This window comes from Acinetobacter sp. 802_lipA (genome assembly GCF_058242885.1).
Genome location: NZ_JBZAYP010000001.1, coordinates 324,293 through 338,117, shown reverse-complemented (window position 1 = coordinate 338,117; position 13,825 = coordinate 324,293). Strand labels below are relative to the sequence as shown.

The 13,825-nt window shown below is 38.0% G+C and carries 12 protein-coding genes and 1 tRNA gene; 11 read left to right on the top strand and 2 right to left on the bottom strand.

Annotation, left to right across the window (positions count from 1 at the left end; genetic code table 11):
- Positions 1-247 precede the first annotated feature (247 nt).
- The 10 genes from efp (at position 248) to AC4CU3_RS01660 (ending at position 10,861) form a co-directional block, all read left to right on the top strand.
- Positions 248-817, top strand: a complete 570-nt coding sequence (gene efp / locus AC4CU3_RS01705) for an elongation factor P (RefSeq protein ID WP_004693574.1) — start codon at positions 248-250, stop codon at positions 815-817.
- Positions 818-985: 168 nt separating this feature from the next.
- A complete protein-coding gene (locus AC4CU3_RS01700; protein WP_281963620.1) occupies positions 986-3,088 on the top strand; it encodes a carbon starvation CstA family protein in 2,103 nt (700 codons plus the stop codon).
- A 10-nt stretch (positions 3,089-3,098) separates the two neighbouring features.
- Positions 3,099-3,401: a YbdD/YjiX family protein gene (locus tag AC4CU3_RS01695; RefSeq protein WP_004693572.1), complete on the top strand. Its 303-nt coding sequence runs from the start codon at positions 3,099-3,101 to the stop codon at positions 3,399-3,401.
- A gap of 253 nt (positions 3,402-3,654) precedes the next feature.
- Positions 3,655-4,674, top strand: coding sequence for a 2-dehydropantoate 2-reductase (locus tag AC4CU3_RS01690; protein ID WP_490737954.1), 1,020 nt, complete (start codon positions 3,655-3,657; stop codon positions 4,672-4,674).
- A 120-nt stretch (positions 4,675-4,794) separates the two neighbouring features.
- Positions 4,795-5,751 (top strand): AAA family ATPase, encoded by a 957-nt coding sequence (locus AC4CU3_RS01685; protein WP_439328830.1) that lies wholly within the window; start codon positions 4,795-4,797, stop codon positions 5,749-5,751.
- A gap of 16 nt (positions 5,752-5,767) precedes the next feature.
- Positions 5,768-6,667 carry a DUF58 domain-containing protein gene (locus AC4CU3_RS01680; RefSeq protein ID WP_490737953.1) on the top strand — a complete coding sequence of 300 codons (900 nt, stop codon included), beginning with the start codon at positions 5,768-5,770 and terminating at the stop codon, positions 6,665-6,667.
- Between the two features lie 10 nt (positions 6,668-6,677).
- Entirely contained in the window at positions 6,678-8,669 is a 1,992-nt protein-coding gene (locus AC4CU3_RS01675; protein ID WP_490737952.1) for a transglutaminase TgpA family protein, read from the top strand.
- 43 nt (positions 8,670-8,712) lie between these two features.
- Positions 8,713-8,789, top strand: a tRNA-Val gene (locus AC4CU3_RS01670).
- A gap of 218 nt (positions 8,790-9,007) precedes the next feature.
- Positions 9,008-10,024 (top strand): site-specific integrase, encoded by a 1,017-nt coding sequence (locus AC4CU3_RS01665; RefSeq protein ID WP_490737951.1) that lies wholly within the window; start codon positions 9,008-9,010, stop codon positions 10,022-10,024.
- A gap of 30 nt (positions 10,025-10,054) precedes the next feature.
- The gene (locus AC4CU3_RS01660) at positions 10,055-10,861 is read left to right on the top strand and encodes a phospholipase D-like domain-containing protein (protein WP_490737950.1); all 807 of its coding nucleotides are present in this window, start codon (positions 10,055-10,057) and stop codon (positions 10,859-10,861) included.
- Positions 10,862-10,883: 22 nt separating this feature from the next.
- On the opposite strand, the gene AC4CU3_RS01655 is transcribed toward AC4CU3_RS01660, so the two are convergent.
- Complete coding sequence (locus AC4CU3_RS01655) at positions 10,884-11,180, bottom strand: hypothetical protein (RefSeq protein ID WP_110974796.1); 297 nt, start codon at positions 11,178-11,180, stop codon at positions 10,884-10,886.
- A 373-nt stretch (positions 11,181-11,553) separates the two neighbouring features.
- Complete coding sequence (locus AC4CU3_RS01650; protein ID WP_490737949.1) at positions 11,554-12,252, bottom strand: hypothetical protein; 699 nt, start codon at positions 12,250-12,252, stop codon at positions 11,554-11,556.
- A gap of 607 nt (positions 12,253-12,859) precedes the next feature.
- Here AC4CU3_RS01650 and AC4CU3_RS01645 point away from each other — a divergent pair.
- Entirely contained in the window at positions 12,860-13,810 is a 951-nt protein-coding gene (locus AC4CU3_RS01645) for a MobA/MobL family protein (RefSeq protein WP_029575044.1), read from the top strand.
- Positions 13,811-13,825 lie beyond the last annotated feature (15 nt).

Below are 13,825 nucleotides of genomic sequence, written 5' to 3'. Positions count from 1 at the left end.
ACGAGTTGTTCGGATGTGCGCGGTCTAAAAAGGCTTTTTCAATACACAAAAACACGCGGAACGGGGCTATTTTATCAAGATCTTAGGCTTATAGGCAGTGGATTTTCATTGCTTCATAACACCTTGCTCATTTACAATACGAGGCATCAAAAAAGATGCCCTATCTTTACAGCCCAGCTTTTCAAAGCTTTGGTGTCTAAGATAAAGACATAAATATTTAAGTTAGTTAGTTTGGAGTGCGCCAGTCATGGCCTATTATTCTACGAATGATTTCAAGTCAGGCCTTAAGGTTATGCTTGATGGTAACCCATGTTCAATCATGGAAAATGAATATGTAAAGCCAGGTAAAGGTCAAGCATTTAACCGCGTAAAACTACGTAATTTACGTTCTGGTAAAGTTTTAGAAAAAACATTTAAATCTGGCGATTCTTTAGAAGCGGCTGACATTGTAGAAGTAGAAATGGAATACTTGTACAACGACGGCGAAATGTGGAACTTTATGGATCCTGTATCATTTGAACAGATCGCTGCTGACAAAACAGCAATGGGCGATGCTGCAAAATGGTTAAAAGATGATTCAAATGAAAAATGTACCATTATGTTGTTCAATGGCGTGCCGTTAACAGTAAACCCACCAAACTTCGTAGTTTTGAAAATTGTTGAAACTGATCCGGGTGTACGTGGTGATACTTCTGGCGGTGGTGGTAAACCTGCAAAATTGGAAACAGGTGCTGTAGTACGTGTTCCATTATTTGTACAGCAAGAAGAAAGCGTTCGTGTAGATACTCGTACTGGCGATTATTTAGAACGTGCATAATAGTTTAAAAATAGACTATTATCGGAAGGGATGATGAAAATCATCCCTTTTTTTATGCCAAAGTATTAGATCAAAACAAGGAGATGCAGAGTAAAGTCGCAAAGGAAAACAGCAGTACCTCGAATAATTAAAGACGCTGATTGAATGCAACAAATATGAGGGATTGAAATGGAATCTGTTCGGCCGAAGTCAACCCTGACTTCAAAAATCATCTGGCTACTGGTAGCCATCGTCGGTGCAGTCTCTTTTGGGATATTGGCACTCAGTCGTGGTGAGCATGTCAATGCCATCTGGCTCGTACTTGCTGCGGGCTGTATTTATAGTATTGCTTATCGCTTCTATAGTTTATTTATTGCAAATAAAGTTTTTGAGCTTGATGAACGTCGCTTAACTCCCGCGCATCGTTTGAATGATGGTCTGGACTATGTTCCAACCAACAAAAGTGTTCTATTTGGACATCACTTTGCAGCGATTGCAGGTGCAGGTCCATTAGTAGGGCCTATTTTAGCAGCGCAAATGGGCTATTTACCTGGCACGATTTGGTTACTTGTCGGTGTAGTGCTTGCAGGTGCAGTACAAGACTTTTTGGTGTTGTTTATTTCTACCCGTCGTGATGGACGTTCACTCGGTGAAATGGCAAAGCAAGAGCTTGGAACTTTTGCAGGTATTGTGGTCATGCTTGGTGCATTGGGGGTAATGATTATTATCCTTGCAGTTTTGGCACTGGTTGTGGTCAAAGCACTTGCACACAGCCCATGGGGCGTATTTAGTATTGCGGCAACGATTCCAATTGCGCTCTTTATGGGGATTTACATGCGTTTTATCCGCCCGGGTAAAATTGCAGAAGTATCTATTATTGGTTTCGTTTTGATGATGCTCGGCATTGTCTACGGTGAAAATATTGCACAGCATCCATATTGGGGTGCGTTCTTTACCCTGTCGGGCACTCAGTTGACTTGGGCGCTGATTATTTATGGTTTCGTGGCTTCAGCACTACCTGTGTGGTTATTGCTTGCGCCACGCGATTACTTATCAACCTTCCTAAAGATTGGTGTCATTGCAGGTTTGGCAGTCGGTATTATTTTCGCAATGCCAGAAATGAAGCTGCCAGCGTTCACGCAATTTATTGATGGTACTGGCCCTGTGTTTGCAGGTTCAATGTTCCCATTCTTATTTATTACCATTGCCTGTGGCGCAATTTCAGGTTTCCACGCATTAGTGTCGTCAGGCACCACGCCGAAACTTGTCAACAATGAACGTGATATTCGAATGATCGGATATGGCGGTATGCTCATGGAGTCATTTGTTGCAATCATGGCTCTGATCTGTGCCGCAGTGCTTGATCCAGGTGTATATTTTGCGATTAACTCACCAGCCGCTTTACTGGGTACAAGTGTAGACACCGCAGCTGAAGCTGTTCGTAACTTAGGTTTTGTTGTTACTCCAGAAACATTAACTTTACTGGCTCAAGAAGTGGGTGAAAGTACCATCCTTTCACGTACTGGCGGTGCGCCAACTTTTGCTATTGGTATGGCTCACATCATTACGGAAATTTTCAATAGCCGTGAAATGATGGCGTTTTGGTATCACTTTGCCATTTTATTCGAAGCACTATTTATTTTAACGGCAGTTGATGCGGGTACGCGTGCATGTCGTTTCATGGTGCAAGATACAGTGGGTATTGTGATTCCTGCGGTGAAAAACTCACATAACTTCTTCGGAAACTTGTTGGGTACAGCGGTTGCGGTTTCGGGTTGGGGCTTCTTCGTTTACCAAGGTGTCGTCGATCCGCTCGGGGGGATCAATAGCTTATGGCCACTGTTTGGTGTGGGTAACCAAATGCTTGCGGCAATGGCATTGATATTAGGTACGGTTATCCTCTTCAAAATGAAGAAAGAGAAGTATGTATGGGTCACGATTATCCCGACCATATTCTTGTTGGTAACATGTATGACAGCAGGCTGGCAGAAAATTTTCCACGAAAACCCAAAAATTGGTTTCTTGGCACAAGCTGAACGCTTTAACAATGCAATTGCAAACAATGAAATTTTAGCACCAGCAAAAACGGTTGCTGAAATGCAGACCGTTGCAATGTCAAATCAGATCAATGCTGCACTCTGTGGATTCTTTATGATTGTGGCGATCGTGATGCTCTTTGCTGCGATTAGAGTGATTCGTCGTGCATTGGCAAGCCCAGTTCCGACTGTGCATGAAGCAGAAGCCATTTATCGTGATCCTGAAGACATTCAGCCATCAAAAGCTGGACATTAAGGAGAGTCAGATGAATCTAAAATTTGCTAAAAGTGGAAAAACGATGATTTATAAAATCATTAAAATGACCGTGATGTCGCAGAAAGATTTGATTCTGAACCCTAAAAATTGGTCTCGAATTGCGACGCTGTGGCAACGTTTGCAGCAAAGTTTCCGCTTGATGGTGGGAGTGCCTGATTATCCAAACTATTTGGAGCATATGAAAAAGCACCATCCTGATTTAGAAGCGATGGATGCTAAAACTTTTTATCGTCACTGTGTCGATGCGCGTTATCCATCTGCAACGAATGGCATGAAAAAGTGCCCTTGTTAATGTAATGAATCAATTGAAAGACGGCACTTCGGTGCCGTTTTTTTTGTGAAAAATCGAGTGAAAATATTCAATCACATGCGGTTGCACGTGTTAGATTCGACAGTGTACTTTTTTGCATGAAGCAAGTTGTTGCATCGTAGATTAAATCATAACGAACACGGAGTGTGAGGTATAAAAGGTTCATGTCGTATATTTGACAGCTTTTGATTGTTATAGTTCTTAAAATACTGGAATGTTTGCAAAGGGAAATTGAATGAAAATATATATTTATGGTGCTGGAAGCATTGGGTGTTATTTAGGTGGAAGTTTGGTTGTTGTAGGTAAGGATGTTACTTTTATTACGCGGCCACGTATTCATGCAGATCTTTCCCAATGGGGTTTAGTCTTAACCGATTATTTAGGCAAAAAGATCAAACTTGCACCTCATCAACTAAAACTAACGACCGATCCGACTCAGGTTGTGGATGCCGATGTTATTTTTATTTGTGTGAAATCGGCGGCAACCGAACAAGTTGCGCATGAACTCAAAGAATATTTAGGGGTTAAAACACCGCTGATCATCAGCTTTCAAAATGGTTTAAGTAATGTCCCTATTTTAAAAAGGGTTTTGCAAGGGCCGATGATTTTAGAGGGGATGGTTCCTTTTAACGTCGCCACGCAAGAAGCTGGGCATTATCATCAAGGTACCTCTGGTGCATTAAGTGTTAAGCAATATCCAAATCAAAAATTGCTTGAAAATGCATTTCAAAAAGCAGGTTTAGAGATTGTTTTTGAAAAAGACATGCTGGCTGTGCAGTGGGCCAAGCTTTTACTTAATTTAAATAATTCAATTAATGCACTGTCAAAAAAACCGTTAAAGGAACAATTGTCGATTCGTAAATATCGCCAATGTGTGGCAATGGCGCAGCAGGAAGCTTTAGAACTGCTTGATTGTGCTCAGATTAAACCTGCAAAGTTAACCGTAGTTCCGACCCATTTGATTCCAAAATTGCTAAGTTTACCCAATCCATTATATAAATTATTAAGTCGTAAAATGTTGGCAATCGATCCATTGGCTCGGTCATCTATGCAAGATGATTTAATTGCAGGTCGTCCCACAGAGGTCGATTGGATTAATGGTGAGGTTCTAAAACTCGCAGAGCAATCTGGTAGACAGGCGCCAATCAATGCACGACTCATAGCATTGATTAAGCAATCAGAGAAATCATCACCATCATTTTCAATGAGCGCAGATGCTTTAAAAGATCAGTTGAAATCTGCAGCGAAACAATAGCTTGAGGCGAGGGAGGTTATACATACGCAAATCATTGAAGATTTATAAGGATCACCTTTGAGTATGGTTGAAAAACCTGTATGTTAAACCTTGATTTATATTTTGATTGGGGAGAATAAGGTGCTTTGGGGAAAAGAAAAAACGGTAGAAACGCAGCAACATGGCATGCTCGATGAATCGCAGTTAAGTGTTTTTTATCCAAAAATCCAAGAATTTCTCAATCAAGTTAATCAAATCGTTTTAGATAAAAATCAACAAACCCAATTGGCCTTATGTAGCCTGTTAGCAGGTGGGCATATCTTATTTGAAGACTTGCCCGGTTTAGGCAAAACCACATTGGCCAGTAGCTTGGCCCATTTGGCAGGTCTTCAATTTAAACGGATTCAGTTTACCAATGACATGCTGGCAAGCGATGTGATTGGGGTGAATATGTTTAACCAAAAAGAACATCTGTTTGAGTTTAAGCAAGGGCCAATTTTTACTCAAATTTTACTCGCAGATGAAATTAACCGCTGTAGTCCGAAAACGCAGAGTGCGCTTTTAGAGGCGATGGAAGAGGGTGTGGTGACAATCGATGCAAGTCGTTATGTACTACCGCAACCTTTTTGGGTGATTGCAACGCAAAACCCACTTTTTCAAAGTGGAACCTATGCACTACCAGAGTCACAGCTCGACCGTTTTCTTATGCGGTTATCTTTGGGTTATCCATCCCGTCAGGCAGAAAAGGCTTTATTGCAGCAACAATCTCGTCATGACTTGATTCAGCAGTTGATGACAGTATTCTCCGAACAAGACATTCTCGCCTTACAAGCTTTGGTGCCACAGATTTATTTATCTGAAGAAGTCTTGGACTATATTTTAGATTTGGCGGTTGAAACTCGTAAAGGTCGACATGGGTTATCTACACGTGGCGTACTGGCTTTGAAGAAAGCAGCACAAGCCTATGCTCTGGTTAAAGCCCGTGCATTTGTTACACCGGATGATGTACAGGCTGTATTTGTCGCAGTGACCGCGCATCGAATAGGGCTGGGTGAAGCTGAAACTGAGCAACTGATGAAGCAAGTCAAAGTTCACTGATAGGATAAGCTGACGCATGCTGTGGCAAAACTGGATAAATAAACGCTTTCAATTTAAAGCTGAAAAACAACTGACCCAAAAAGATGTACTGGTGTTTATTTATCAGCAAGGATATTTGTATGTGGTGCTGATTTTAATCACCTTTATTGCTGGGGTGAATTATGCCAATAACTTAATTTTAGCGTTTTGTTTTTTAATCAGTGCTGTGCTATGTATGAGTTTTTATTTGACCTTTAAACAGCTACATGGGTTAAGTATTGACCTTGTATTGCCTGAAATAGGGCAGGTTGAGAGTGCATTGCAATTACAAATGCATTTCAAACAACATCATTCACAGCCTCGATATCTTTGGCTCGCTTATGCTGATCATATAGAACAGTTGTTTATTCAAGATACCCATCAGGTGTTCGATTTAAATTTTTTTCCAAAAGCGCGCGGACAGTTTAGTTTTCCAGAGATTAAAATATATTCGACTTATCCATTTGGCCTCGTTCGTGCATGGAGTTATTTTTTTATCCAAGCACCTGTGTGGATCGCGCCTAAAACTAAGTCTTTAGCGGCAGAAAATAAACAGCAACAGCACAGTTTTGAACCGGACATGGATGAATTCCGAGAATTGCGAAATTTTAAAGAGGGTGACTCTTTACAGGCGGTTTCATGGAAACAAGTGGCACAAGGACAAGGTTTATTTATTAAAGTCTTTGAACAACATCAGGATCAACACAGTTTAGACATCCACTATGCACATATGCCGAGTCCTTCACATGAAGAAAAATTAAGCTTAATGATGGGCTTGGTTGAACAATGTGAGCAGTTGCAGTATGCCTATGCCCTGTATTTACCTCATACTGAACTAGCCAAAGGGATAGGACGAGAACAATACCTTCAAGCCAAATTACTTTTGGCGCAGGCATAGCGAGCACAGTATGCATTCTTCTATTCGTATTGCCATTGTACTGACACTGAGTTTGATTTGGATCACACAACTAAGTTTTAGTCCTGTGCTATTGAGTGTCATTTTCGCCATTTGTATCGGTTGTCTATGGTATTTCATGAAATCTACGGGCAACTATTTTCCGAAATGGGCAATTTACATTTTGACCCTTGTTGCTCTAGCGGTCACTTTTTGGAGCTATCAAAGCTTTTTAGGGGTAGAAGCGGGCGTAGCTGTTTTAAGCATATTTCTCTTTGCGAAAGCCTTAGAAACAAAAACGCAGCGTGATGCGATCATTTTGTTTAACTTTGCTTTATTTGTTGCGGCGAGTATGTTTTTACATAGTCAGTCATTTATGACGGCAGTGATGGTTTTACTCTGTTTATTGAGTTGTTTGTTGGGGCTGTATCGAGTGCAAACCCATGCTTTTGCATCTGAAAACTCGAATCGTATGGCATTAAGGCAAGATGCAAAACACGTCATTAAATTTGTAGGTCTTGCACTGCCTTTTTTTGTGCTGTTGTTTATCTTTTTTCCGCGTTTACCCCCACTTTGGCATATTCCAATTCCTGAAAATAAGGCTGTGACAGGGATGAGTGACAGTATTTCACCTGGAGATATTGCGCAATTATCCCAGTCCAGCCATTTGGCTTTTCGTATTATCGGTGATGTTACTAAGCTCCCAAATCGTTCAGAGCTTTATTGGCGCGCGATGGTCTTAGATCAATATGATGGGAAAAAGTGGACCAGTAGTTTTATTAATCAACAAAGTATTTCAGATGATACATTAACGCATATCTCTACATCCAAAAAATGGAACTATCAATATTTACCCGCTGATGTCGCGATTCCGTGGATTATGGCATTGGAATATTCACAACCCTTAGAGCTACGTTATCAGCTACGTCAGGATTGGAGTATTCAGGCTTATCGTCAAGTGCAGCATGTGGAACTTATTGCATTGCAATGGATGGGAAATGTTCAATTTTCCCAAAGTGAATTATCTAAGATACAACGAAGCACAAACTTAAAAGCGCCTGAGCACATGGACTTGAAAGCGCAACAATTGGCACAGCAGCTGTTTAAGCAAAGTGATGAGAACCCGAAACGTTATATCCAAAATGTTTTGCAATGGTATCGCAACAATGGCTTTAGCTATACCTTGCAGCCAGGCTTGTTGGGACAGCATCGTATTGATGAGTTTTTGTTTCAATCCAAACAAGGTTTTTGTGAACATTATGCTTCTAGCTTCGTGATGCTGATGCGTTATGCGGGAATTCCAGCGCGTATTGTAGTTGGGTATCAAGGTGGTCAGCCTTCACCAGATGCAAAAAGTTGGGAAGTTCGACAGTTAGATGCGCATGCATGGACGGAAGTCTTTGTGGATGGACGCTGGAACCGCTATGACCCAACAGCCATGATTGCACCACAGCGTATTGAACAGGGTATGCAAGATTTAATGAGCCAAGATGCCAGTGTTTGGGGTGATAGAAGTCGATGGCATGTACAGCGCTATTCGGTATTAAACAAAATACGCATTTGGAGCGATTACGCAAGCTACCAATGGCAAAGTAAGGTGGTTGGCTATAATGCAGAGGCTCAACGAGGTTGGTTACAGAAGCTAGGACTCCAATCCAGTTATTCATTGGTATTGCTGATTATGATTAGCATCAGTGGATTAGTTTTACTGTACTGGTGGGTTATATTTTGGCGTAAACGTGCTCAAACTTCTGAATATGACATGGTCGTTCAATCTTTTTCTCGAAGCCTAACAGCAGAGAAGCGTAAGCAAGATGCTGAAACTGTAAATCAATGGTTGTTGCGCTTAGCTCGAGAAGTTAAACCCGAACAGCAAGTTTTATTTCATCAGGCGGCTGATTATTATCAACAAATGCGTTATTCCAATAGGTTGAATTCAAAAAATATTCAACAATTTAAACGGATGCTTAAAACTTGTGCATCTGCTTTAAAAAACAAGAAATAGCGCTTGTCATACTTTTTAAAAGTGAATATTATGCTTTTACTTCAGGTGTATAGCTCAGTTGGTTAGAGCGCTACGTTGACATCGTAGAGGTCTCCAGTTCGAGTCTGGATATACCTACCAAGATATATATTGAGTAAAATCAATATTTTAAGGGAATATTGTAACGATATTCCCCTGTTTTTATTGTCAAATAGGTCAGCTTTGGGGAATCAAAATACCCAAAATTTGCATTAAAAACTGCTTTATATTTCGCTTTCGGGCGCCATTTTGAGATGGTCGTATGTATCTCAAGATGGATGGCGCCCGTTTTCGGCACCAAATATTGAGAGTTTATTAATATGCAAAAACCTATCAAACGCGGCAATGCCTGGCGCATCCAAGTCAAATACAAGCATCTTCGTGATGCAGCAACTAAAGATACCTCACAAGAATGTATTCAATGGGCGCACAAGCGACTCATGGAATTACAGCTTGAGTATGAGAAGCAGCTCAAAAATTTAGATAAACCCCAATACACCGTAAAGCAGCTATTTAATATCTATTACGAAAAAATTGGTCAGTTTACTAAAAGCAAAGTCTACATCAAAAATCACATTAAATATTTAGAACGGTATTACGGCAAGTTGACTGAATATTCTATTTATGATCTCACGCCAAAGCTAATCACTGAAAATAGAGAAAGACGACTGCAGTATGTGAAAGCAGGGACGATTCATAAAGAAATGAGCCTTGGATCTTCTGTTTTCACATTTGCAGTACGTGAACTATTCTTACTGCCTTCTAATCCATTTAATTTGGTTAAGAAGCCAATTAAACCACCTGCACGAAACAACCGTATAAGCCAAGATCAAATCAAAATGGTTTTGGTGGGTTTAGATAATTATGAAGAAGGTATGGTACCTAAAACACCAGCGCACTATGTAGCTTGGAGTTTTCTATTTGCATTGGAAACTGCTATGCGTAAAGGTGAGATATTAGGAATTGAGAACCAACATGTCTTTCATGATTATGTTCATTTGCCTGATACTAAGAATGGTACCTCACGAGATGTCCCACTAACGACAAAGGCAAGAGCGCTATTAGATCTTCTGCCTAAGCGCGAAGGGTTACTGGTCAAACACAACTCTAATTCGTTTAGATTGCTTTGGCAGCGTAATTTAAAGCGTGTCGGACTTGCTGGAGCATTTACGTTCCATGATTCACGTCATGAGGCCATTACACGCTTTGTGAATAACCAAAAATTGCCTGTTGAGATATTAGCTAAGTTGACTGGGCATAAAACCATTGGGGTTCTTGTGAACACATACTACAACCCAACCGCTTCTGAGATAGCAAAAATGCTAAATGCTGCTTAAGATATGCCCCATTGAATGGGGCTTTTTATTATGCAGATTTCTGATTTATCATTAAATGAATTAACAACAGTAATTTTGCGTGAATTTTCTTCAGAGAGGAGATCTGGCCCTGATATTGTAAAACTATTTAATTATTTAGGCTTCAGTGATGATTATTGGGAGTTGAATAAAAAAGGGGAATTTGGTAGTAGAAGGGACTTCACAAATAAAAAGCTTGCTGAGATAAATGGAACTTTTAAATTAATTTCCTTGATCGAGATTTTGGTTGATGATCGCCAAACACAAAATCCTGATGAGATTGCATGTGAACTCAATAAAATACTGAAACATGATGGTTTATTGCTTTATAAAACTGAGAATGAAATCTATAAAATTGGTGGAAAATATATTCAAGAGGATTTACAGCTCAAGCCTGTTTTTGAAAAAATAGAGAAAGAAATAATAGAACATATCAAAACAAGTAAGTATTCCGTATGGGTTGCGGTTGCATGGATTACTTCTAAGCCGATAGCTGAGGCACTTTATAGGCAACATCAAAAAGGGGTTAACATAAGAATTATAGTGAATGATGATAGTTTGACTGAAAGCAAGGGAATACGCTTTGAAAAATCTGAGATCGAATACTATAAAATCTCACCTAAAAATGGCAATTTCAATAATTTAATGCATCATAAATTTTGTGTTATTGATTTCAAGAAAGTTATTACGGGTTCTTTTAATTGGACTGTGAAAGCATCATTTAATAATGAAAATATAACTGTGATTGAACAAAAAGATCAAGCTGAGAAATATGCGGACGAATTTATAAAGCTCATCAAAGATTTACCAAGAAGATAGAGAGCACTAAGCCCCCATTTTTTTAATTTTTACGCCGTGCTCCACGTTTAGAAGCCATCACGTTGAAATTTTCTAAGATGGGCATTACCTCTCTAGGATCATATAGATGCTTATTATCGTCACCTTTATTAAAAGCACCAATCTTTTCAATTATGGTTTTACGAGAAAGGTTAAAACGCTGCGCTAGCCATGCTGCAGTTACTCGATTCGGGAATTCCTCTGCTTTAAGTTCAAGAACCTTACCAACATTTGGAATAGTGTCATGTAGGAAGACTTGCGGAGGATGTTCCGCCTCAACAATAACAATATATTTATTCATACCCATTTTATTATCCTGTGAAACTGGTGTTCTTATGAAATGATCACAGAGAGTCAGCTATATGATCACTTCGCAAGAACACCAGAATAAAAAACTTAAAATGTACATTATCAAAATATTTAAAAAAAAGATGAGAAAAGTTTAAAAAAACAAAAAAAAAGGTTTATTTTTTAATTTATTATATCAGTAAAATAATCTTAAGTTTGTTTGGGTGGATATTTATGAAATTAGAAATGAGTTTTTGTAAAGTTATTTATTAAAAAATATTATTATAAAATAAGAGAATTGAATTTTTAGAAACGCACACTGCTAAGCCGACCTAAAAAGGTCGGCTATTAACGCATACTACTTTTTCTGTTAATTTTTTAATTATCTATTCATCGTAAATTTTGAATGGATTGTTTAAATTGAGTAAGATTGAATTCTTTTTGTTGTTAAATTCTCGACCACCTTCTGAGATATTAAACTCATTTATCTCTTTATCTGAGAATATTTTTTTGTTGAAGTAGTCTTGCATTAGATGAAACTTCATGATCTTAAATAATATATCAACTGGGTCGTCATCAATATTACGTAACTTAAGAAGAGAAAGTACTGTTCCACCGATAAAGAATTTTTGATGATTCTCTCTATTTCGATTTTTAGTATTTTTCTGCTTTTCTAAAGCATCATCAGTATCTAGAATGTTTTGATGAATTTTTATTTTTATATTGTCAGGTAGTTTTGACATATAATTGTCTAACATTTTTTCAGCTAAAAAATAATGTTCAAGCACTGGTGGAACAACTTCTCCGAAATAACTATAATCTAAAATATCGCGTTCTATTTTTGTGATCGATTTTGGATCTTTTTTAGATATAAAAAGAAGTTTATTATCATACGTCTTTCTTTTTTTTGTATATAGATACGTTTTTCTGATTAATTGTTTTTCTTTATCACTCAGTTCCCCTAATTTTTTTTGTTCGATTAATTGAATGACATCATAATGTGAACTTTCGAATGCACGGTTATTCATTGCAAAATATTCGATTGAATTAATATGCTCTTGTGTTGTTAATGCTGTACGACTCATCGTGATATTTTCTCACTAAAATAATAAAAAATGTATATCACATGTCAATTTTAAAACTTGAGAAAAGTTTAAATATTCAAAAAAAGTTCTGTTTTTTTTCTGCTCTCTGTTAGTCCTGCTAGTTTGGCTGTTAGTTTTACTGTTAGTGGTGAGCGATAAAAATCATTTTTTGCGAATGCAAAAAAAAGATTTTTATCTCGTCTCCGTGTTCATTAAAATTTTCTTTCAGAAAATTTTAATGAACACTACGGCTCGTCCTGCGGAGCACTTTTAGTTAGTTAAGTGTTTGTATTTAAATGATATTATTTATTAAATATTCGAAAATTTACTTGAAGTGGCTAAAAATTGCACAAACGCCTGTTACACGTTAAAAATTGGGGCTGTTACATGTTTTTTTGCTTAAATTTCGTTCGGTGTTACACGTTAAAATTTCTGTTGTTACACGTTAAAACTGGGGGGTGTTACACGTTAAAAGTACATACATTTATGATGCTGATATATTTTCTATAAAAAAATCGCATTATTTTTTCATTTTCTGTATCAAACGAATAAAATTTTTGAATAATTTTATATGCTCCATTTTCTTTATTTGAAATTGGATTTGTATATGTATTATTTTGATTTACGTCATAATGTGAAAGAACTAAAAATTCAGCATAAAAATTTGCGTAGAGACAAATTTAGACATTCTTCAGAACTCGGTTATCACTACATTACGCGAACATTATATTTTTCAACGCATAAACAAGATATTGAAGAGCTTGAATATACAGCATCAGCCAATATGCCAATCTGGGCAGCTGATTGCCCCGAAGTATTTTGGAATGCAGCGGATCAATATGAAAGTATGAAGGGGAGGACATCTACGCATATTACCGTGGCTCTGCCGAAAGAACTCAATTATATGCAGCGGATAGATTTATCAAATCAACTTATATATGAATTCTGCGGTCAATATCAGATGCCCTACAGCTTTGCCATCCACAATCATGTTTCAACCCTAGATGGGCGTTATGAACAACCACACCTACATTTATTATATTCAGAGCGAAGTATTTATGATGGTATTGAACGAACACCAGAACTGTATTTTCAAAGACACTGTCCAAAGAATCCTGAGAGAGGCGGTGCCAAGAAACTAACAGCAGATGTAATTGGTCTCGGTCGTCATCAAATTAATCATTATCGAAAAATCACAGAAAATGTCATAAATAAATTTTTAAAAGAATATGCACCCATTAAAGAGGTGGAGATCTACGGAATTAAGTTCCACGTCGAAAATAAGGTCTCATGTTTATCGAATGAAGATTATAATCAAAAAAATGGGACAAATTTAAAAGATGTTCCGCAAATACCGAGGCATTATTTACATAGTAAAGATCCGAATATTCAAGAAAAAATTCAAATGGTTAGGCAAACAGTTAAAGAGATTCGAGAAGCGAATTTATATGAATTGCATCAAGCCGAGTATCAGCTTGAATTGTCCAGAAAAAATCAGTATCAATATGAAAATAATGATATTGTTCAGAAGCCAAAATCTAATGATTTCGACTTCTAATTTATTTTGATTCTC

Bases quoted from the DNA above. Each gene is read 5' to 3' on its own strand.
- AC4CU3_RS01650 (WP_490737949.1), bottom strand. From the start codon at position 12,252: ATGAGTCGTACAGCATTAACAACACAAGAGCATATTAATTCAATCGAA.
- AC4CU3_RS01690 (WP_490737954.1), top strand. From the start codon at position 3,655: ATGAAAATATATATTTATGGTGCTGGAAGCATTGGGTGTTATTTAGGT.
- AC4CU3_RS01655 (WP_110974796.1), bottom strand. From the start codon at position 11,180: ATGAATAAATATATTGTTATTGTTGAGGCGGAACATCCTCCGCAAGTC.
- AC4CU3_RS01700 (WP_281963620.1), top strand. From the start codon at position 986: ATGGAATCTGTTCGGCCGAAGTCAACCCTGACTTCAAAAATCATCTGG.
- efp (WP_004693574.1), top strand. From the start codon at position 248: ATGGCCTATTATTCTACGAATGATTTCAAGTCAGGCCTTAAGGTTATG.
- AC4CU3_RS01675 (WP_490737952.1), top strand. From the start codon at position 6,678: ATGCATTCTTCTATTCGTATTGCCATTGTACTGACACTGAGTTTGATT.
- AC4CU3_RS01680 (WP_490737953.1), top strand. From the start codon at position 5,768: ATGCTGTGGCAAAACTGGATAAATAAACGCTTTCAATTTAAAGCTGAA.
- AC4CU3_RS01645 (WP_029575044.1), top strand. From the start codon at position 12,860: ATGTATTATTTTGATTTACGTCATAATGTGAAAGAACTAAAAATTCAG.
- AC4CU3_RS01665 (WP_490737951.1), top strand. From the start codon at position 9,008: ATGCAAAAACCTATCAAACGCGGCAATGCCTGGCGCATCCAAGTCAAA.
- AC4CU3_RS01660 (WP_490737950.1), top strand. From the start codon at position 10,055: ATGCAGATTTCTGATTTATCATTAAATGAATTAACAACAGTAATTTTG.
- AC4CU3_RS01695 (WP_004693572.1), top strand. From the start codon at position 3,099: ATGAATCTAAAATTTGCTAAAAGTGGAAAAACGATGATTTATAAAATC.